Annotated in this window: 21 protein-coding genes; 10 read left to right on the forward strand and 11 right to left on the reverse strand. The window is 59.5% G+C overall.

Annotation, left to right across the window (positions count from 1 at the left end; all coding sequences use genetic code 11):
* Positions 1–69: 69 nt before the first annotated feature.
* A complete protein-coding gene (locus ASD36_RS12625) occupies positions 70–720 on the forward strand; it encodes a hypothetical protein (RefSeq protein WP_060510929.1) in 651 nt (216 codons plus the stop codon).
* A gap of 367 nt (positions 721–1,087) precedes the next feature.
* On the opposite strand, the gene ASD36_RS30605 is transcribed toward ASD36_RS12625, so the two are convergent.
* Positions 1,088–1,396, reverse strand: coding sequence for a hypothetical protein (locus tag ASD36_RS30605; protein WP_156393848.1), 309 nt, complete (start codon positions 1,394–1,396; stop codon positions 1,088–1,090).
* Positions 1,397–1,409: 13 nt separating this feature from the next.
* Between ASD36_RS30605 and ASD36_RS12630 the strand changes: the two genes are divergently transcribed.
* A complete protein-coding gene (locus ASD36_RS12630) occupies positions 1,410–1,994 on the forward strand; it encodes a hypothetical protein (protein ID WP_060510974.1) in 585 nt (194 codons plus the stop codon).
* Between the two features lie 95 nt (positions 1,995–2,089).
* Here the strand turns inward: ASD36_RS12630 and ASD36_RS12635 are convergent, their stop codons facing one another.
* A complete protein-coding gene (locus ASD36_RS12635; RefSeq protein WP_060510931.1) occupies positions 2,090–2,917 on the reverse strand; it encodes an oxidoreductase in 828 nt (275 codons plus the stop codon).
* Positions 2,918–2,998: 81 nt separating this feature from the next.
* Between ASD36_RS12635 and ASD36_RS12640 the strand changes: the two genes are divergently transcribed.
* Positions 2,999–3,925 carry an AraC family transcriptional regulator gene (locus tag ASD36_RS12640; RefSeq protein ID WP_060510976.1) on the forward strand — a complete coding sequence of 309 codons (927 nt, stop codon included), beginning with the start codon at positions 2,999–3,001 and terminating at the stop codon, positions 3,923–3,925.
* 419 nt (positions 3,926–4,344) lie between these two features.
* A complete protein-coding gene (locus ASD36_RS12650; RefSeq protein WP_060510939.1) occupies positions 4,345–4,656 on the forward strand; it encodes a DUF736 domain-containing protein in 312 nt (103 codons plus the stop codon).
* Between the two features lie 45 nt (positions 4,657–4,701).
* Here ASD36_RS12650 and ASD36_RS12655 read toward each other — a convergent pair whose 3' ends face one another.
* The 6 genes from ASD36_RS12655 to traC all read right to left on the reverse strand — a co-directional run bounded on the left by ASD36_RS12655 (position 4,702) and on the right by traC (position 8,344).
* The gene (locus ASD36_RS12655; protein WP_060510941.1) at positions 4,702–4,980 is read right to left on the reverse strand and encodes an HU family DNA-binding protein; all 279 of its coding nucleotides are present in this window, start codon (positions 4,978–4,980) and stop codon (positions 4,702–4,704) included.
* Positions 4,981–5,061: 81 nt separating this feature from the next.
* Positions 5,062–5,328 (reverse strand): WGR domain-containing protein, encoded by a 267-nt coding sequence (locus tag ASD36_RS12660; RefSeq protein WP_060510978.1) that lies wholly within the window; start codon positions 5,326–5,328, stop codon positions 5,062–5,064.
* Positions 5,329–5,421: 93 nt separating this feature from the next.
* Positions 5,422–5,874, reverse strand: a complete 453-nt coding sequence (locus ASD36_RS12665) for a thermonuclease family protein (RefSeq protein WP_060510943.1) — start codon at positions 5,872–5,874, stop codon at positions 5,422–5,424.
* A complete protein-coding gene (traG, locus tag ASD36_RS12670; protein ID WP_060510944.1) occupies positions 5,871–7,841 on the reverse strand; it encodes a Ti-type conjugative transfer system protein TraG in 1,971 nt (656 codons plus the stop codon). Before traG ends, ASD36_RS12665 begins: the two co-directional genes overlap by 4 nt.
* On the reverse strand, positions 7,828–8,043 hold the full coding sequence (locus ASD36_RS12675; RefSeq protein ID WP_060510946.1) for a type IV conjugative transfer system coupling protein TraD: 216 nt from the start codon (positions 8,041–8,043) through the stop codon (positions 7,828–7,830). The genes traG and ASD36_RS12675 overlap by 14 nt, the downstream gene beginning before the upstream one ends.
* Before the next feature lie 4 nt (positions 8,044–8,047).
* Positions 8,048–8,344, reverse strand: a complete 297-nt coding sequence (traC, locus tag ASD36_RS12680; protein ID WP_060510948.1) for a conjugal transfer protein TraC — start codon at positions 8,342–8,344, stop codon at positions 8,048–8,050.
* Between the two features lie 270 nt (positions 8,345–8,614).
* Here traC and traA point away from each other — a divergent pair, with 270 nt between their 5' ends.
* The 5 genes from traA to ASD36_RS12705 all read left to right on the forward strand — a co-directional run bounded on the left by traA (position 8,615) and on the right by ASD36_RS12705 (position 14,994).
* Entirely contained in the window at positions 8,615–11,917 is a 3,303-nt protein-coding gene (traA, locus tag ASD36_RS12685; RefSeq protein ID WP_060510950.1) for a Ti-type conjugative transfer relaxase TraA, read from the forward strand.
* Positions 11,914–12,441, forward strand: a complete 528-nt coding sequence (traF, locus tag ASD36_RS12690; protein WP_060510952.1) for a conjugative transfer signal peptidase TraF — start codon at positions 11,914–11,916, stop codon at positions 12,439–12,441. The genes traA and traF overlap by 4 nt, the downstream gene beginning before the upstream one ends.
* Positions 12,362–13,627: a conjugal transfer protein TraB gene (locus ASD36_RS12695; RefSeq protein ID WP_082562783.1), complete on the forward strand. Its 1,266-nt coding sequence runs from the start codon at positions 12,362–12,364 to the stop codon at positions 13,625–13,627. Before traF ends, ASD36_RS12695 begins: the two co-directional genes overlap by 80 nt.
* Positions 13,628–13,640: 13 nt before the next feature.
* On the forward strand, positions 13,641–14,267 hold the full coding sequence (locus ASD36_RS12700; protein WP_060510954.1) for a TraH family protein: 627 nt from the start codon (positions 13,641–13,643) through the stop codon (positions 14,265–14,267).
* Between the two features lie 418 nt (positions 14,268–14,685).
* Entirely contained in the window at positions 14,686–14,994 is a 309-nt protein-coding gene (locus tag ASD36_RS12705) for a transcriptional repressor TraM (protein ID WP_060510955.1), read from the forward strand.
* A gap of 47 nt (positions 14,995–15,041) precedes the next feature.
* Here the strand turns inward: ASD36_RS12705 and traR are convergent, their stop codons facing one another.
* Together traR and ASD36_RS12715 are read right to left on the reverse strand one after the other, a co-directional pair.
* Positions 15,042–15,746: a transcriptional regulator TraR gene (gene traR, locus ASD36_RS12710; RefSeq protein ID WP_060510957.1), complete on the reverse strand. Its 705-nt coding sequence runs from the start codon at positions 15,744–15,746 to the stop codon at positions 15,042–15,044.
* Positions 15,747–16,220: 474 nt separating this feature from the next.
* Positions 16,221–17,174 (reverse strand): IS30 family transposase, encoded by a 954-nt coding sequence (locus tag ASD36_RS12715; RefSeq protein ID WP_060510959.1) that lies wholly within the window; start codon positions 17,172–17,174, stop codon positions 16,221–16,223.
* A 313-nt stretch (positions 17,175–17,487) separates the two neighbouring features.
* Here ASD36_RS12715 and ASD36_RS12720 point away from each other — a divergent pair, with 313 nt between their 5' ends.
* Positions 17,488–18,225 carry a hypothetical protein gene (locus ASD36_RS12720; protein WP_060505422.1) on the forward strand — a complete coding sequence of 246 codons (738 nt, stop codon included), beginning with the start codon at positions 17,488–17,490 and terminating at the stop codon, positions 18,223–18,225.
* A gap of 6 nt (positions 18,226–18,231) precedes the next feature.
* Here the strand turns inward: ASD36_RS12720 and ASD36_RS12725 are convergent, their stop codons facing one another.
* Positions 18,232–19,659: an ISNCY family transposase gene (locus ASD36_RS12725; RefSeq protein WP_060505421.1), complete on the reverse strand. Its 1,428-nt coding sequence runs from the start codon at positions 19,657–19,659 to the stop codon at positions 18,232–18,234.
* Positions 19,660–20,324 lie beyond the last annotated feature (665 nt).

Consider the following 20,324-nt stretch of genomic DNA (forward strand, 5'->3'; position numbering starts at 1 on the left):
GGATCTGAACCAACGCCGCTGGCTCAGGCTGGCGGCGTTTCTGTTTCGAGCAATCAGAAGGAGTTTGTCATGGCAGAGATCCATGATGACATGGCCACAGAACAAGCAGTGCATGAGGCCGAGCTACGGACATTGGACCGGCCGACGATACAAGCAGGAGCGTCGACGCCTTGGGGCATGGCGCAGGTCTCGCGGCAATTCGCCGACGGGATCATTCTGCATTCTACCGCCAGTCACGGCGGTTTCCATCTCGCCGAGCAAGCCAATGCCACCGTCCATGCCCTCTATCGTAATGACACCGAATTTTACGAAGAGGATTGTGAATGGGCGAAGGTTGCCCATGCTTTCCCGCATCTATTCACGACCTATGAACGTCGGTTGGCCGATCGGACGCTTCGCGACTATTTCCCCGATGCCTACGAGCGCGTAACGGGCGCAATACTGAACGGCAGTCAGTCTCACATGCGGGACCGGCAGGAATTCGAGAGTCGCCATCGCAATGACTGGGTCGTCATCGCGGCCCTCAATTCCGATTACCAACCGGGTCTCGTCGAGTGCATCGCGACGCTGGGCGGGATCCGTGGGGGGAACGATGAACGACGGTTTCTTGTTCCACGCTCCGACTACGTGATCGGCCGACATGGCTTCGTCATCGATCCACTGAAGCACCAGCCATATGACGGTCCGTCCAGCTTCGTGACCTGGGCGGCAAGGCAATGACTGTCGCATTTCCAGACAGCAGCGCTCCCAGAAATCAGGTGATCGATTTCACCGAGCTCTATCGCAGGATCTGGGCACGGCAGCAGGATTGTCGCTCCCGGCGGGAGAAGCGGACACGACAAACGAAGGCGCGGTGGAGATGCAAAACACGGCACGGGCCATTCACCGATCATGGCACGCATATCAACCGAGCCGGGTGAGAGCCGAAAGCCCGTCCAAGTCGAGGCTGCGATAAAGCGTTGATCGAAGCGCGGATGACATGGCACGGGGCAACCGGCTTGCACTGGCGTGTGCTTGGCCCCGAGAATTGTCAGTGCCCCAATGGGTGACGCGGCGTTCCCATGGTCGGATCCGGCTGGCGATTGCATCATGCTGTCGTGGACCAGATCGTCGGCCGGCACAGCACCTCGGTTTTGCTGCGGTCTGACATGGGCGCGTCCCGGTCAAAGGCCGCTTTCGCGCCGCGTTGCGGCAGGTTCATCGCCGCGTCGCAAGGCAGGCCCGCGTCTGTCGCAGCCCGCTTGATGCGGGCAGCACCATCCGCAAACCTTCTCCGCTCCTCTGGCAATGCCCTGACCTTGGGCCGGGCCGCTGGTGCCCATGTCCTTTTGCCCGCACCCGAGGGGCTGAGCCGGACGACAACCGGCACCCCGGGCTTCGCTGAAACATCGCTCATAAAGGATCCGATCATGACACCGCTCAACCGCTCCACCCAGAAAAACCGTCCGGCAAAATCCCAGCGCGCCACCACACTCGAAATGGTCAGGCACGCCTGCCCCGATACAACCCAGGCACTGCGCATCTCCGAAAGCTTCGGCCTTGCCCTCATCGACAGTGATGGGATCCGCGATCTCCATCGCGGCCAGTTGATCGAAAGCGCCGATGCGCTGAAAGACGGCCTTGCCGAAAAGGCCATGCAGATCCACATGCAGCGCATCGTCGGATCCTTCGTCGGCTCCGCCTACGGCGCCGGGCAATTCTACAGCCGCGCGGTCACGGAGGCTCGCGACCTCACCACGAAGCTTTCCAACGACATCAGGGATGAGGACCTCGACGGCCCGGTTGGCTTCGACAGCCGCGCCCAGCGCAAGCGCGAGTTCGCAGCCGACATGGGCCTGCAGGCCCACGTGCTTCGCATGGCAGCCGAAGGCGCCGTCTCCGCCTACGAAAATATCACAGGCGAAACCTGGAAGCCTTACGAGCGCGCGGTCGAACAGCCCGCCAACTCCATCGATCAAAAGGCCGCAACGGCCCAGATGGCAGCATTCGAATAGGACGATCGCGGGGCTTCGGCCCCGCCTAAGACCTCATTTAGGAAAATCATAAATGGGTAATTGCGCCGTAGGGTCCGAGCGTCCTCTTTCTCCGGTCAGCCGTCCGTCGATACCGTCACGGACGTCCACGCATCGATTTCTTCTTGAAGACGCTTGATTCTCGCCGATACATGCTTGAGAGCGTCGCTGCCAAGGAGAAGCTGCGGTGGCGGGTTATCGGTCTCGACTAGGATCAAGACGGCTGCAGCGAGTTTCTCTGGATCACCAAGCTGCTTGCCACTGACTGACTGCCGGGCCTCGCGTATCGGATCAAAAAGGGAATCGTAATCCGCGATCGACCTTTCCGTGCGGATCATCGAACGTCCGGCCCAGTCTGTGCGGAAAGAGCCGGGGCATAACGTCGTCACATGCACGCCGAACGGCGCCATTTCTGAACGCATCACTTCCGATATGCCTTGCAGCGCAAACTTGCTGCCACAGTAATACCCAATACCGGGCATGGTGATCATGCCGCCCATCGACGTGACATTGACGATGAAACCCTGGCGCCGTTCGCGGAGCCTGGGAATAAACGCTTTGGCGACAGCTACAGCGCCAAAGACGTTCACGTCGAACTGTCTTCGCATCTCTTCGAGAGGCGATTCTTCGATGACGCCCTCGTGGCCGTAACCGGCATTGTTGATGAGCACATCGACCGGCCCGTACTTGTCTTCCGTATCACGGACGACATCCGGAATCTGGTCGAACGCGGTGACGTCGCAAAGGACGGGGTGAATGGCGGGCACGGCTGCGGCAAGCGCCGAGCGTGCCGTCTCGGAGCGGACGGTGCCGATCACCTGATGGCCCATCTGGGCAGCAGCCGTAGCGATGGCCAAGCCGAAGCCGGAATTTGCGCCGGTGATGAAAAAGGTCTTTCTCGACATGATGTACGAACTTCCTTGATTGAGGAGACGTTTGACAGATAGTATTAATCGTCCGGTTGAACGATTGCAGATCCGATGAAGTTGTTGCCAAATCCTATGATTGACGGACATCGCCAATCGATGCGAGGCCAGCTGGTCGAGTTGGCCGGCGGTCTAGCTCCGCGTCACGGATACAATCCGACCGGACTCGATCGCGTTCGTATTCTCCGCACCGAGGCCGTGCTCCACGATGTCCCGGTCCTCTATAACCCAGGCGCGGTGTTCGTCCTGCAGGGCAGCAAGCAGGGCATGCTGGACGGAGAAATCTTCCGCTACGATGAAGACCACTATCTGGCTGTTTCTGTTCCCGTGCCTTTCAGGATGGAATCGACCGCCAGTCCGGAGAGGCCATTGCTTGCGGTCTATCTCGAATTCGATATGCAGTTGGCGGCAGAGATCGCCCTGCAGGTCGAAAAGCGCAGCGAGCTTGCGGGTCATCCGCCACGCGGTCTGATGTCGAACAAGATGGATGCTGACATCGAGGACGTCCTGTTACGCCTGTTGAGGGCGCTTCGCAGTCCGGTCGAAAGTGCTGTTCTGGGTGCTGGCATTCTGCGCGAACTGCACTATCGAGTGCTGGTCGGTCCGCAAGGCGGCGCAATGATTGCCGCGCTTCAGCACAGTGGACCATACGGGAAAATCTTCCGGAGCCTGGCCTGGCTGCGGGAGCACTATGGCACTGAAATCTCCATCGCCGACTTGGCCGGCAGGGTGGGCATGAGCGCGCCGTCCTACCATGTGCATTTCAAGGACCTGACTGGCACCAGTCCGATGCAATACGTGAAGGCCATGCGGCTGCAAGAAGCAAGATTGATCATCGCCCGCCAGGAAAAGACGATTGCGGTGGTCGCGACGTCAGTCGGTTATGCAAGCCCGGCCCAGTTCAGCCGAGACTTTAAGCGACATTTCGGTCGCACAGCGTCGGAGGAGGCCAAATGGGTCAGACACCACCTTGGCGAAATGGTCTGAGCCTAAGCGAGGAGGCATAGTGCCCGTTCCGGCAATTTGTCACATGTGGGCGTTCGCTACGACCATTCGATTGGGAGTTGTGGCCACTATGCAACCCGTTCCCATTCGGCACCTCTCGATAATGCCATAGTCGTACCACTTGATCTGTCAGCCGGCACGTCCACTGCGGTCTCGATGGGGCATGTCTGACCAAAGACCGCCTCGCGGTGCTCGGCTCGCTCGGCATCCGCAACGGCCGGCTCGTTTTCTTCCCCTGTGCGCTGAAGCGCCCATTCCTCGCGCTGACCAAGAAAGCCTCTCCTTTGGCCGTCCTCCACTCCGTTTCGGCCTTTCAGGTGCGGGCCGATCGTCTCTGGTCCTATCGACTGCCATCGAGGCCACGATGGACGCGGCCCGAACAACCGAAAAGGATTACGACAATGGCAACCATCGGCTCTTTCACCGCTTCCGGCAACGGCTTCTCCGGGACCATCAAGACCCTCAACCTCAACGTCAAGGCAACCATCCGCGCCGTCGAGCGCACATCCGAAAAGGGCCCGGACTACCGCATCCTCGCCGGGGCTACGGTCGAATTCGGCGCAGCCTGGAAGAAGACCTCGAACGAAGGCCGCGACTACCTCTCGGTCAAGCTCGACGACCCGAGCTTCCCAGCCCCGATCTACGCAACGCTGATCGAGGTCGAAGGCGAAGAAGGTCTTTCCCTCATCTGGTCCCGGTCGACCCGGGACTGATACCGGACGCCCCGCCCGACAAGGCGGGGCTCTCCACGTCAGGGATCACTTGTTCAGTGCATCCTTGAGCGCCTTCGCCGGCGCAAAGGTCAGCTTCTTCGAAGCCGCAACCGTCATCTTCTCTCCGGTCGCGGGATTGCGACCCTCGCGCTCAGGCGAAGCTTTCACCTTAAATTTGCCGAAGCCGGGAATCGAGGTTTCAGCGTCGGAGCCTGCGGCATCGGCGATTGCCTGGAAGACGGCCTCGACAATGCCCTTGGCCTGAACCTTTGTCAGGCCGCTATCGGCTGCAATCTTGTCGGCGATTTCATTGGTTGTGGTCATGGGATTCCTCGCTTCTTCTAACAAAGATAAATCCGTGTCAGCTTATGAGCGGATTGTCATCGGCGACGATGGGGATGAGGGTCAGATCCGCTTGATGTCCACAGGTGGTTTGGGCCGATAACCCCGTTTGCGCTTCTCGCGAAGCACGTCAAGGAACAGGTTGATAGCCTGGCTCTCGTTGTCAAACAGATGCACCATCTGCTGTCCGCGCGTTCCAATCCGCCCCCAGGCGCGTACAAGCGACACCTCGCCGAACAATGTCGGCTGAACGGCGAGCGCGTAAAACCGCGCCATGTTCTTTTCCGGCGCGATACGCTCGACATAGAGGTGGTAAGGCTGCGTGATCATGCTCGCAGAATCGCGCGTTCGGATTCGGCCGTCCAATGAGAGTTTTGAATCGGACGGGCATTATTGATTCACAACGTTGATCCTTGTGCCCGTTCATTCGCACCAACTCCGGCGCGATCCTTGCCACTTCCGAGCCAAGCCTTCGGCAACAAGAATATCGCCGACCGATCGCCGATCGCGGTAGACGATCCGGAGCTTGCGACCGAAGCGATCTTCATCTCTGGCGGTCGTCTTGAACGAGAGCGGACCCGAATTTAGGATGTCGAGCAGACGCTGTTTCGCCGCAAGACCTCGCTCGCGTTCGCGCTCGCATCTTGGCGGGCTGAGCTCCGGCGTGTCGATGTCCGCTATCCGGATATTTTCCCCTCTAAACCAGAACGTATCACCATCCACCACGCAAGTGATCCGTTGCCCGCTTCCGCAGATAGAGAAGGCTTCGCTCGCGCTGCTTGCACTGCTTGAAGGTTGGGCTGAGGCAACAGATGCAAGGATGCCAATTGCCAAGGGGGATAGGCTGGCAATTGCCGTAAAAAGTCTCACTGTCATGTCTCCTCAGTATCTGTCGTCGGAGCGGCCCTATAGCTCTTTACCCCTTCCGAGATTTGCTTGTGAAACCGGTTCTCACCGACGGACGCGCTCATGTCCTTGCGTCGGAACCAGATGGCCCGTCCGCATCTGAGCGGCGGATTGCCTGATGTGAACACGATCTGCTCGTCGGCGCGCATGCGCAGCACCTCATGCGGCAGGATCAGTGGCCGGCGGCTGAGCTGCCGGGAGCGTGAGCGCGACGATCCCTTCATTCCTGAAGAGCGGTTTGTCTGGTCGACCTCGACGGTCGTATCGCCGCAGCGTTTCGAGATATAGTCGGCGGTATCAGGGTCGTTGATCGCGGCAAACGAGATCCACGACGCGGATTCGAACCACTTGCTCGTCGCGTCCCGCCCGCCATAGGCCTCGCGCATCTGGCCGATGGACTGGAAGATCATCGTCAGCGTGATGCCGTATTTGCGCCCGGCGTCGCGCGCGGTCTCTAAGATCCGCAGATAGCCCAGCCTGGCGACCTCGTCGAGCAGGAAGAGCGCGCGACCTTTCACATCGCCGTTTCGATTGTAGATGGCATTGAGCAGCGATCCGATAACGACACGCGCCAGTCCGGGATGGGCTTCCAGTACCTTCAGATCGAGCGCAATGAAGATGTCTGTCCCGCCATCGGCGATATCGTCGGTCGAGAAACTGTCGCCTGAGACGAGCGCGGCATAGTTCGGATAGGACAGCCAGTGCGTCTCCTTCACCGCATTGGCGTAGACCCCGGAAAAGGTCTCAGGCGTCATGTTCACGAAGACCGAAACATTCTCCTTCACGAAGTCCGATTCCGACTGCTCGTAGATCTTGGTCAGGCGCGCCCGCAGCTGCGGCTCCGGCTCCGAAAGGTTCTTACGCACACGGCGCAACGTCTGGTCTTTCTCGTCCGTGTGACCGGACAGGCAGACGTCTGCGATGAGGGCCGTCAGAAGCTGCATGGCCGATGCCCGGAAGAAATCGTCGCGCGCAGAGGCCGAGCGGGGATTGTCGGTCATGATCCACGTTGCGACGGCGACGATGTCCTCTTCTTTCGTGCTGCCGTGTCGCCCGATCCAGTCGAGCGCATTGAAGCCGACGCGTGACGCCGAGGGATCGAGAGTGAACACCTTTCGGCCAGCCTTGCGGCGATGCTCCGATACCATCGGCGCGACCTCGCTCGACGGGTCGAGGACGACGAGGCCGCCGCCCCACTTGAGCGCGGTCGGTACCGTTACAGACGTCGTTTTGAAACCGCCGGATCCGGCGAAGACGATGCCATGCGATGAGCCGAAAGAGCCGTCGAAGCATAGGAGCGGGCCCTTGCCCCCCGCGCCCCAGGTCGACGGATCGTCAGTGCGGAACGACATAGCCGCAACGCTGTCGCGATCGACGCGATACCGTTCGCCGACAACGATGCCGCCTGGATCGGGAAAAAGTTTGGTCGCCTCCTGAACCTTCATCCAGTCGGCATCGCCATGCACCGCTCGCTTTCCCCCAATCCGCCGTGGTGCGGCTTTGACGAAAGCGGCATTTCCCTTCATCGCGACGCGCAGTGCGAAGACGCCGGCGAAGAGCGTTGTCGATGCGCCAAGCATCGTTGCGGGGTCCGCATATCCGAGCACGGATTGTCCTTCCGGGATGTCGCCAGCGATCCCGGCCAGGCGAACCCCCTCGCGCAGGAGAGCGATGAGGATGGCCATTCCATTTCCGCTGACGACGCCCCATCCTGCCGCCTTGATACCCGCTGCGCCATTCGCCGCAAACAGGAAGATCGTGCCGATCACAGCCGCGGTCGCATAGGGCAGCGCAAGGCCGATCCGCCCGAGCATCAGCTTGGCCTGCGCGGTCTTGCCGAGCGCGGCCAGCCAGTGTTCGATCCCCGGCATGAAAACCACGACGACGATCATCGTCGTGGCCGGGATGACGGCGAGGAACAGTTTACTCGCCGTCATGAGTGAACGCCTCCGCGCCGATCGCCGTGAGGCGCGATTGCTCCGCATCGTTGCCCTTGAGGCGGCGACTTGCATCGATCAGCAGGCCGAGCAGCAGTGCCCGCTTCTCGTAGCGAAGTCCTGCCTTGACGATCAGGCCACCGAGTTCGATTTTTTCGTGCGTGTCTTTCTTTCGCGCGTCATTCGTCATCGTGCGGGCCATGCGTTCAAGCCTCACGACCGCTGCCCGCAGCAGTGCCAGTCTCGATCGTCGTGACCGTCTCGCCTGCGGTCCTGCCGTCACCGGCATTTTTCTTTCCGGTCGAAGCCGCCTTACCTCCGCGAAACCGCCCGGTGATATCTTCGAACGCAGCCTGTAGCTCGGTTTCCTCGATCTCGATCTCACCGAGACCGGCCTTCAGCGCGATCCGGCCGATGCGCTCGGCCTCGCGTGTTTCTGCTTGTCTCAGCTGATCCTGCAATCTGGCGATTTCTTCCCTGATCTTCGATGATGGTTTCTTCATTCCGATCGCATCTCCCTGGAAATCTTGGCGGCTTTGTTCCGTTGCAAGATTTCCTCAAAAGCACGTCCGAAGGAACGTGCAGATCTGCACGTCGGCAAAGCCGACACTTTGGAGGATGATCCCGCCGTTCCGAAGGAGCGGATCCAAGGGCGCAATTATACGTCGCTGATGCGACGTGCTTGCCCACGGCCCTGGCGGGGCCGTCGTAGGGTTGCCGCTCGACCTGGCTGCTCCTTGGGAACGAGGTTCGAATCGGGAGTATTTTACGCCGTGGCCATCGCCCATTTCTCAGCCAGCATCGTCAGCCGCGGCGGGGGCCGCAGCGTCGTACTGTCTGCGGCCTATCGGCACTGCGCGAAAATGGAATACGAGCGCGAGGCCCGTACCATCGACTACACTCGGAAAGAGGGGCTTGTACATGAGGAATTCCTGCTCCCGGCCGATGCCCCGAGATGGGTCCGCGCGATGATCGCCGACCGCTCTGTCGCCGGAGCCTCGGAAGCCTTCTGGAACAAGGTCGAGGCCTTCGAGAAGCGTTCCGATGCGCAGCTCGCTCGCGACCTGACCATAGCGCTTCCACTGGAGCTGTCGTGCGAGCAGAACATCGCGTTGGTGCGGGACTTCGTCGACAAGCATATCGTCGTAAAAGGTATGGTCGCCGACTGGGTCTTTCATGACAATCCCGGCAATCCGCATATCCATCTGATGACCACATTGCGGCCGCTGACCGAGGACGGGTTCGGATCGAAGAAGGTGGCGGTCACGGCCAAGGACGGCCAGCCGGTCCGCACGAAATCCGGGAAAATCCTCTATCAGCTCTGGGCCGGGTCGACGGATGACTTCAACGCCCTGCGCGATGGATGGTTCGAGCGGCTGAACCATCACCTGGCGCTTGGCGGCATCGATCTCAAGATCGATGGTCGTTCCTATGAAAAGCAAGGCATCGAGCTCGAGCCGACCATCCATCTCGGCGTCGGCGCCAAGGCGATCGAGCGCAAGGCGCAGGAGCAGGGCGTCCGGCCGGAGCTCGAACGGATCGAACTGAACGAAGAACGCCGCAGCGAGAATGCGCGCCGTATTCTTCGCAATCCCGGCATCGTGGTTGATCTTATCACCCGCGAGAAAAGCGTTTTCGATGAACGCGATGTCGCCAAGGTTTTGCATCGCTATGTCGATGATCCGGCTTTCTTCCAGCAACTTATGTCACGCATCATGCTGAACCCGGAAGTCCTGCGTTTGCAGCGTGACACGATCGAGTTCGCGACCGGAGAAAAGGTGCCCGCCCGTTATTCGACTCGGACAATGATCCGGCTGGAAGCGACGATGGTGCGGCAGGCATTATGGCTGGCGAACCGGGACGGTCATGCAGTCTCTGAAGCTGCTCTGGACACAACGTTCCGGCGGCATGAGCGGTTGTCGCAAGAGCAGAAAACCGCGATCGAGCGGATCGCCGGTCCCGCGCGGATCGCCGCCGTGGTCGGCCGTGCCGGTGCTGGCAAGACCACGATGATGAAGGCCGCCCGCGAGGCGTGGGAACTGACCGGATATCGTGTGGTCGGCGGCGCGCTTGCCGGCAAAGCGGCGGAGGGGCTGGAAAAGGAAGCCGGGATCCAGAGCCGGACGCTCGCGTCGTGGGAACTGCGCTGGACCCGTGGTCGTGACGTTCTGGACAGCAAAACCGTCTTCGTCATGGACGAAGCAGGTATGGTCGCCTCAAAACAGATGGCCGGCTTCGTCGACACGGTCGTCAGGGCGGGCGCCAAGATCGTTCTGGTCGGCGATCCCGAACAGCTCCAGCCGATCGAGGCGGGTGCTGCCTTCCGCGCCATCGTCGACCGCATTGGTTATGCCGAACTCGAGACGATCTACCGCCAGCGCGAGGACTGGATGCGCAAGGCGTCGCTCGATCTGGCCCGGGGCAATGTGGAAAAGGCGCTGACCACTTATGAGGCCAATACGAGGATCACGGGAACGCGCCTCAAGGCCGAGGCGGTGGAGCGGCTAATCGGAGACTGGAACCGCGATTACGATCAGAAGAAGACAACCTTGATCCTCGCGCATCTGCGTCGTGACGTGCGGACGTTGAACATTATGGCCCGCGGAAAACTCGTCGAACGCGGCATTGTCGGTGAGGGCCATGTCTTCAAAACGGCTGACGGCATTCGCCACTTCGACGCGGGCGACCAGATCGTCTTCCTGAAGAACGAGAGTTCGTTCGGCGTCAAGAACGGCATGATTGGTCATGTCGTTGAAGCCGCACCGAACAGGATCGTTGCTGTCGTCGGAGAGGGTGATCAGCGGCGGCAGGTCATCGTCGAGCAACGCTTCTACAGCAATCTCGATCATGGTTACGCTACCACGATCCATAAATCGCAAGGCGCTACCGTCGATCGCGTGAAGGTGTTGGCAAGCCTCTCGCTCGACCGGCATCTGACCTATGTGGCGATGACCCGCCACCGCGAGGATTTGCAGCTTTACTACGGCCGCCGGTCATTCGCCTTCAATGGTGGCCTGGCCAAGGTACTCTCCCGAAAGAATGCCAAGGAGACCACGCTCGATTATGAGCGCGGAAAACTCTACCGCGAGGCACTGCGGTACGCAGAAAACCGTGGCCTCAACATCGTCCAGGTGGCGCGCACACTTGTCCGCGACCGGCTCGACTGGACGCTGCGCCAAAAGACGAAATTGGTCGATCTCGGGCAGCGCCTTGCCGTCTTTGCAGAGCGTCTCGGTCTGGACCATCTCCCGAAAACCCAAACGATGAAGGAGGCCGCGCCCATGTTCGCAGGCATCAAGACATTTTCCGGTTCCGTTGCCGACACGGCAGAGAACAAGCTGGACACCGATCCAGCCCTCAAGAAACAATGGGAAGAAGTCTCGACCCGCTTTTCTTACGTCTTTGCCGATCCCGAAACCGCCTTCCGCGCGATGAACTTCGATGCGGTTCTGGTGGATAAGGAAACGGCCAAATTGGCGCTTCAGACGCTGACGACCGCCCCGGCGTCGATCGGACCGCTCAGGGGCAAGACCAGCATTCTTGCCAGCAAGACTGAGCGCGAGGACCGTCGCGTTGCAGACCTCAATGTTCCGGCCCTGAAGCGCGATCTTGAGCAGTATCTCCAGATGCGCGAGAACGCTGTGCAGCGGCTGCAGGCTGACGAGCAGGTATTGCGTCAGCGCGTGTCGATCGACATCCCGGCATTGTCGCCGGCAGCACATGTGGTGCTGGAGCGCGTGCGTGATGCGATCGACCGCAACGATCTGCCAGCGGCCATGGCCTATGCACTGAGCAATCGTGAAGCCAAGCTGGAAATTGACGGGTTCAACCAAGCCGTCACCGAACGGTTCGGGCAACGCACACTGCTCACCAATGCCGCGCGTGAACCCTCCGGAAAGCTCTTCGACAAACTCTCCGACGGGATGCAGCCCGAGCAGAAGGAGCGTCTGAAGGAAGCCTGGCCGATCATGCGCACGGCCCAGCAACTCGCCGCTCACGAGCGCACCGTCCGGACCCTACGGCAGGCCGAGGATTTGCGTCTCGCCCAGCGCCAGACGCCGGTGATGAAGCAATGAGGCGGCGGCTTCTCCTGTTCCTGGCCGGCGCGAGCGGGGCGATCGCCGCTCTGGCGGCAATCGCATACTTCGGCGGCTTTCGATTGAACCTGACGCCGAGCGAGCCGCTTGGGCTCTGGCGTATCATGGCCCTGCAGCGTCCGGTCGAGGTCGGCGATCTCGTGTTCATCTGCCCACCGGCGACCGCGTCATTCGAGGAGGCACGGCGCCGCGGCTATGTCAGGAGTGGCCTCTGCCCCAGTGGCTTTGCGCCGCTTATCAAGACAGTGGCGGCACTTCCCGGACAGCATGTCGAAATCGGCGCAAATGTCACTGTCGACGGTAGGCCTCTCGCCTCATCGATCGTTCGCGCGAGCGATGGCGAGGGCAGGCCGATCACACCGTTCAAAACCGGCATCGTGCCATTGAGAAATCTGTTCCTTCACTCATCCTTTGCGAGCTCCTATGATAGTCGGTATTTTGGGCCGGTTCCCGACACGGGCCTTCTCGGCCTGGCGCTGCCGGTCCTCACTTTCGACCCATAACTGGCGGCGATCCTGCCTGCTTATCGCCGTATCCGCTGCTTGCGGCTGGTTTGCCTGGAGCGGTCATGTCCTGACCCTTCCGGTCGCTGTGTTGTTTCCGACGCTATGGGCGATGTCGCCGTCGCGGCTGACGGCGGTGCTCGTGTCCGCCGGATATTTTCTGGCTGCGTCGCGTGGGTTGCCGCAGGGCGTCGCCAACTTCTATGCCGCCGATCTCTGGCCTGGGCTTCTGCTCTGGACAGCTGCTTCGCTATCCTTCACCGGCGTGCATGCGGCGCTCTGGAAGGCGCGACCGGAAGGGAAGTCTCCAGGAGAAGGTCGAACGGTAGTAGCAACGGCGACGCGCTATCTGGCGGCGGCGATGCTCACGGGACTGCCGCCCTTCGGCATAACCGGCTGGGCACATCCGCTCACCGCTGCCGGCGTGCTCTTTCCGGGATGGGGATGGTGGGGGCTGATCGCGATGACAGCCGGCCTCGCGATGATGGCATCGCGATATTGGCCGGCTGTCGCCATCGTCCTGGGAGGATTCTGGCTCTGGTCCACTGCCACGTGGACATCACCTGATATACCCGAGGGATGGAAGGGCGTCGACATCGAACAGGGTGAGAAACTCGGGCGAGACGGCTCGCTTCACTATCACCATGACCTGATCGCAACGGTGCGCGCGGCTGCGGGAGAGAAAACCCGCTTCATCGTTCTTCCCGAAAGTGCTCTGGGCTTCTGGACGCCGACGGTCGAGAGAGTGTGGCGTCAGGGCTTGCGAGGTTCGGAGCTCAGTGTGATCGCCGGCGCGGCTGTCATCGATCCGGGCGGCTACGACAATGTCATGGTGAAGGTTTCGGCTGACGAGGCACGAATTCTCTATCGCGAACGCATGCCCGTCCCGGTATCCATGTGGCAGCCTTGGCGGGAATGGACCGGGCAGGGTGGTGGAGCCCGCGCCAACCTCTTCGGTAATCCGGTTGTGCAAACCGACGGCCAGAAGATCGCCGCTCTGATCTGCTATGAACAACTCCTCCTTTGGCCGGTCCTGCAGTCGATGCTGCATTCCCCCACCGCAATCGTCGCCCCGGGCAACGGATGGTGGACCGCGGGAACCTCGATCGTCGCCATTCAGAACGCGAGCGTGGTCGCCTGGGCAAAACTGTTCGGACTGCCCGTCGTCGCGGCTTTCAATACATAAGGAGATGTTCGCGATGGTCGATGCCGCCCTCATCAAGGAATGCAGCGATCCCGGCCTGAAGCCGGCGATCGTCGAACAGTTCATCGAGCGGGCAGGGGCACCGGACCCGCTCGCAGTCACGGTCCGCTCCGGGAACCGCGTCATACTGGTGCCCAGGCCGAAGACAGCGGAGGAGGCGTTGGCGCTTATCCGAGACAACCTCGGTCGCAATACCGTTCGCGTCGGGATCACACAATATCCCGCCGGGCTCGGCATCGTGGAGGCGGGCCAGTTGAAGCCGGACCTGGTCGATGCTTGCGAGAACATGCGCATGGGCACAGCCCTGTTCGCCAAGGTCTATCGGATCGTGACCAAATGGTATGGGAATCCGACGGACAATGATGTCCTGCCGCAAGTGTTCGACGATGCGATCATCGCCTGGCAGACAGGATATTTTGAAGGAACGGCGGTGTTTCGCGCGGAAGATCCAGGTCAGGCGAAATTGGCCGACCCAGTGCCCGCGCAGGAAGATGATGGCACCAGCGAACGTGCCGAACTTGGTGCGACCGACGATTCCGATGCTGCGCAGGACATCGCTGACGACCCCAACAAGGCAGGGATACGAATTGATCTTTCTGGCATCGGTGCTCAGGAAAAGTAGGTATAACCACCGGTTTTCCATTCCAACGCAAGTGCCCAGCAACGGTTTCAGGGTGCTTGGACTAAACTCGAAGATGCCGACCAGAACGGAATTCGTGGCGTCTGATGCTTCTCGGATGTGATGATTTGCATCTTCGCTATTCCAATCCCCACTGGCATCTCGTTGAAATGACTCTTATAAAGGCCGGGACGCAGTACGTGCTGTGTTGCGGCGTAGAATCCGCGGATGAAAGGTTGGCGCTGACCGAAATGGCGCCAGGAATCCTCTGATCTTATGGCCGGGGGCCTGTGACTCATGTCCAGGCGCTTCGGTGCTAAAGGTCTCAGGGCCGATTCATCTCGGATTCTAACCCCCGGCTAGGGTTCATAGGGTTCGCCGTCAGCGGGGGCGGACCGCAGACAAAACCAGGGTTGGAAACATGGAATCGGAAGATGTGATCTTATCCAAGGGAGTGGAGCTCCGGCCGGTGGTGGGGCTAACGCGGGGACTACCTCCCGCCGACTTGGAAAGTCTTACCGTCGACGCGATCCGAACGCACCGGCGGTTAGTCGAAAAGGCTGACGAGCTGTTCCAGGCACTGCCGGAAAGCTACAGGTCAGGGGAATTGACCGGTGGTCTACAGCACCTTTGCTACATTGAGGCCAGCATCGAGATGCATGCGCAGATGAGCGCAGTGAGTACCCTCATCAGCATCCTCGGCTACATCCCGAAGGTGACCGTTAACTGATCCGGTTTCAGGACCACACCTGGTGAGCAACTCGGCCACCGGCGCTCTCACATCAGCTTTCTGCGAATTGCCAGCGCGGTAAGATGGGCCTTGCTCCGGACATCGAAGCGTTTCATCGCCTCGCGAAGCTTCACACGGACGCTGTTGTATTTCACGCCCTCCACATCGGCAATCTCCTCCATCGTCATGCCGACGGCGATCCATCTGAGATAGGTCGCCTCTTTAGGATCGAGCCATGCGGCATCTTCCACGGTTGGAGTTGTTTGAAGGAACGAGATGCGGGTATGGAGCTGTCCGACGGCAGCGGCGGCCACGACCGCGTCGATCTCGCGGTCGAGATCGATTGCTGGCCTTTCCGACGCTAAAGTGAACATCGACATCGAGCCGTTGGCGGTCTTGATCGGAACGGTTACCCCGGAGCGGATGCCGAAATGGGCAGCATGCGCAAAGAATGCACGCTCTTCCTTCGATTGCTTCGCGAGATCCCGTTCCCCGGACCACGCGAAAACTTGCTTTGTGGATTTCGCGCGTTTGACGACCGGATCGAGCTTATCGAAGGTCTTCTCGAAATACGTCGACCGCCACTCGCGATGATAATTGGTGACTGCGATGCTGTGCTTGTGCTGGATGTGCAGATAGGCGTAGCCGGTGAAGCCAAAATGTTGGGTGAGGTCGGAAAGGCCCTGCGTCAGGATGCTTTCGTCGCCTTGGATCGCCGCAAGATCGGTCAGCTTGTCCAGCCAGTGCTGCATTTTTTCACTCCGTTTGGTCTTCAGGTGGAACAGATCACAAGAGTCCTCGACGTTTACTATTATATGCACTAGGAAATCAACCCGAGATTGCATAATGTGACATGTGGAACTAGAATAAAAGCCACTTCATGAGTTTGTGAAAACCCTTGGCGACGCGAGCCTTCGCGGTGGACTTCGCTCACCGGGGAGCAAATGCGTCGGAACAACTGACGACAGGACCTACCAAACGTGCAACTGCCAATCTCGCCTGATGGAGGGGGGACGGGCTGGAGATGTCTTTGTAACTCAGAGCGAGCGCAATGCCGATCTGATTGGACAGAACCCCTTCGGTGCAAATTCATTTCCCGGTCTCGCAGCTGGTTGAGATCGAAAGTGGTTTTACAGCCATATGCAGACGCTCGTGCTCATCGCCAAGAACACGGCAATCGCTTCCTGTGAGTTCATGCTGGACCGCGACCTGCAGGCTTCGAGAGGCTAACCGGTACGCCGGATTTGCGCGAGCAGTTTCTGGCGGAAGACCTCGGCGGGTGTTTTGTAGCCGAGGCATTTGTGTGGTGTTGCATTCAGATGGTTGCAGATGTCGGCGAGATCGCGGTCGCTGAGAGACAGTGGATCAACCTCTCTCGAAAGCCATTTCCTGGCCCGCCTGGTTGTGTTCTCGACAGTTTCTTTCTGCCAGGGGAATTGTGGATCGCAGAACCATGTTTGCGCTCCGATGCTCGCCTGCAGGTAGGGCCAGTCGGTGAACTCAGTGCCACGGTCAAAGGTGATTGAACGGCGGGCTTGGTGGGTTAGAGACTGGAGAACCTGGATCAGCCCGTCCATAACCGGTCTCGATTGCCGTTCATTGTTGCGCAGGAAGACGGCGAAGCGACTGACCCGTTCGACGAGCGACGTCACGTGTTTGCGATCGGCGACAACGTCTGGCCGGTAGAGAATGTTGACATCCGGGGTAAACCGCCTGCCATGGCGGCGCCTGGCGTGCCGTGGTCGGCGTCTGGCACGGTGCTCCGGCAGATGTCGCCAGAGTTTGATCGCATGACCGTCGGATGAATAGGCGAACTTGTAGATCGTCTCATGGCTGACAGAGATCGGATGACGCTCAAGCTGCAATCGGCCAGCGATCTGTTGCAGCGACCAGCCATGCATGATGCGCTCGATCACCGATTGGCGCAGATGCGAGAACCGGGCAAGTTTGCGCAGCTTGGCACGCCGTTCTCGCGCCATGTCATTGGCCATCACGCAGTAATAACCGTAGAGGTTCGGCATCTCGCGATCCTCGAAAGCATTGCGGCGCAGCTCACAGAAAATGGTCGAGCGATGTCGGTGCAGTTTCTCGGCGATGACGTCAACGCTGATTCCAGCCGTACGCCAGCGCGCGATATTGCGGCGTTCATCCAGATCGATCTGGGAGTAGGTGCGTTTCACGTCTCGTTCCTTGCAGGGATAAACCGTTGTTAGCTATTGCAAGTCGCACTTCATCATTGAACCAACCGTAATGGTATAACTGTCAAAGCTGGATAGGGCTGCGACGGTGGTGACCAGTTAGAAACGCGACACTGGTATCGTCTTGCTCCGCCGGTTAGCCCCCGACCGGGACCGGCTGGCCGGGGTTGCAAGGGCAGGGAGGGGGCGGGTATGACGCTCCCCTTCGGCTTTAGCTTTCTCAGTGGCAATTGTTCCGTCACCCGTTGATACTCGCTCATGCCTGCATAGGGCAGGTAGGGATCAAAGCCGCACGATGCTTCCGGAAATCAAATTGCAGGCCAACGTCGACATCGCCGCGCTGTCACCACTTGTTCGCGGCATGCTTCTAGCCGTTGCCTATGCCGACGGCGAGCGTGGTATAGGATTGACTGCGACCGGCGCCATGAACCGCAAATTCGTGCATTGGGCCGCGGTTAATTTCCTCTGGCCGGGGTTCACCGCCGAAGACCTCTACAGCATGCACAAGGTGCTCAATGAGAGCGACATGCCGCCGCTCTGGGTCGTGCGCGACATGACCCGCCATCTCAAACTGCTTCGCCGGAAAAAGAATGTTCTGCTGCCAACCAAACGAGGGCGCGAGTTTCTGCTGAACCCGCAAGCCTTCTTCGATCTGGTCGCCACGGACTATCTCTATTCGTATGTCCACGTGACCGATCGGCAAGAGGACGTTCAGGCTCGATTGCGCTGGTGGCGCATGTTCCTCAATCTTCTCAATATCAAGGCCAGAGGAGGTTGCACGCCATTGGATGTTGTAAAAATCCTCAATCCAGACTTCGCGCCCCTGTCAGACACCGAAATGACCCTGGAAGCCTGGGAACTGAAATCCGATGTCCAATATGGCGTGCTGAGGCGCCTGTGCTGGCTCGGCCTGCTCTACGAGGCACGAGAAGGGCTCACGCTTTTCCAGGATGGATCCTTCCACAAGACGCCACTTTGGTCCGCCTGCCTGCAGCTGGAATCGGATACACAAAGCGACATCGGGGTGCATTGAAACGTCTTATTCCGCCGCCGGCTGCTTCGATAATGCTTTCTCGCGCTTCGCAATCACCGCTGGATCGTTCATGAAATCCGTCCGCCGACCCGGCTTGCGGCCACGCTTCTGATACCCGTTCGCCGTGCTGCCGTCGCGAATACCGAACATATGATCTTTCTGCCCGGTGCGCCGTGGTCCGCCCTTGCTGCGCTGCTGTTCTCTGCCGGTCTGCATCTCGGCGACGATCGACAACATGTCGTCCAGCCGCTTGTTGTCGACGACCTCGGCACGATGCACCGAGCGTAACGTATCGAAGGTTCTATAGGGCAGGGCATAGCTCTCGTGCATGATCTCGAGCCGTCCGTCCGGATAGTCGCAGACAATCACCTTCTTACCTGCCAAAGGCGTTGAAATCTCGGTCGGATCGAGGATGAACAGCACCTTGTCGTAGCGCAGCGTCAGGGATTGCGACAACGTGCGGATCTCCTTGCGACACATGGCGCCATCGAGATTCTCATGCGCGGCCAACGGCCTATGCATGTCCTTCGGATTGCGCGGCAGCTTGCCGAAGCGCGCGTTGAAATCCGTAATGAACTCAGGCGCATAGGCATTGGCTTCCTCGATCGTATCAATGCCGCGAAGCCGCATCTCCTTGACCAGCCGATCCTGCAATGTTTGGTTGGCACGTTCCACCCGGCCCTTGGCCTGCGGGGTATTGGCGCAGATGATGTCAATGTTCAGCTCATAAAGCGCCCGGCCGAACTGCGTTAGGCCGCTCGTCCGGTCTTTCTTCGACGGATGGAGTGAGCGGAAAACGCCGTGCTTGTCGCTGTAAAACGCCAGCGGCTTGCCCCATTGCTGCAGATAGGCCTTCGTCGCATGCAGATAGTCGAATGTATTCTCCGAGCCAGCAAACCGTAGATGCAGCAGCTTGCCAGTCGCGTCATCGATATAGACGAGCAGGGCGCATTTGGGGCCACGGTTCTCGAACCACCAGTGATGTGAGCCATCGATCTGCACCAGTTCGCCAAAGCAGTCACGTCGGCCGCGTGGCTGGAAAACCCGCTTCTTGCGTTCACGGCGAGAAACCCAGATGCCGGCCTCGGTCATCCATTGCCGAAGCGTTTCCTTGGCGACCGAAATCCGGTGCAGCTCGATCAGCTTCTCACGTGCCAGCGTCGGACCGAAATCCAGATAGCGTTCGCGGATCAGATCCAGCGCCGCATTGCGAAACTCCTCGCTGTGGCGCCGATTGCTCGGCCGTGATCGCTTCTTCGAAACAAGCCCGGCCGGGCCATCCCGGTTATAGGCCTGCAGCAGCCGATGGACTTGGCTTCGACTGAGGTCGAGCCGTTCGGCCGCCTGGACGACGCTCAGGCGTTCGTCACGGATCTTCTGGATGAGTTCGAGGCGATGCAATTCTTTCTGCGACATGGTGATCAAAAAGGACATGACGACTCCGACCGCTCATGGTCTCGACCAGGCTGAAGATCGTCATCCTTGCTCCCAACGTTGGTTTTGACCAGTGCGTCGAGAGGCGAGACTGTCGCATCTCTAACTGGCCCAACTGTCGCATTACTAAATAGCCCTTACAATAACGTGTCGCATAACCTAATTTATGGAACTGGCATGCGTTTTTGGGGTGTTGCTTTTTGTACTAAAACCGCCGGTTAGTGCGTTTTGGATTTTTGCGCAAACTGCGGTTTGACCTGTTGCTTTCTGACTTCCTTGTGTGCGCGAGGCAGCATGCCGGTCATCCCAAGCGAATACGCTCAGTTAAGGCATCCCCTGCTTTTCAAACGTTCCCCTGGGGACGGGTCCCCAAGTTCATGGGGACGTTTCAGTCATCGATCATAGGAATGCGAAGCCGTCGGCCTGCTTCCAAACCATTGTATAACTTTCTGAGACCCTCTCCTCACACGTAGTTTCTGAAGACGCAGAAACAGCATTTCCACAGAACCTGCTCAGGAGACGTTAAAATGTATCCTCACATTTATCCCGGTAAGGAAACGATCGTGTCCCAGGGAGTGGTGTAGCTTAGACGACCACGGCTCATCCCAGAGGGTCGGATGAGTATCAGCGCGCCACTGCCGGCAAGCTGATGAGAGGATCATCGC

It is taken from the genome of Rhizobium sp. Root1334, from assembly GCF_001426665.1.
In the GTDB taxonomy this organism is placed as follows: Bacteria; Pseudomonadota; Alphaproteobacteria; order Rhizobiales; family Rhizobiaceae; genus Pararhizobium.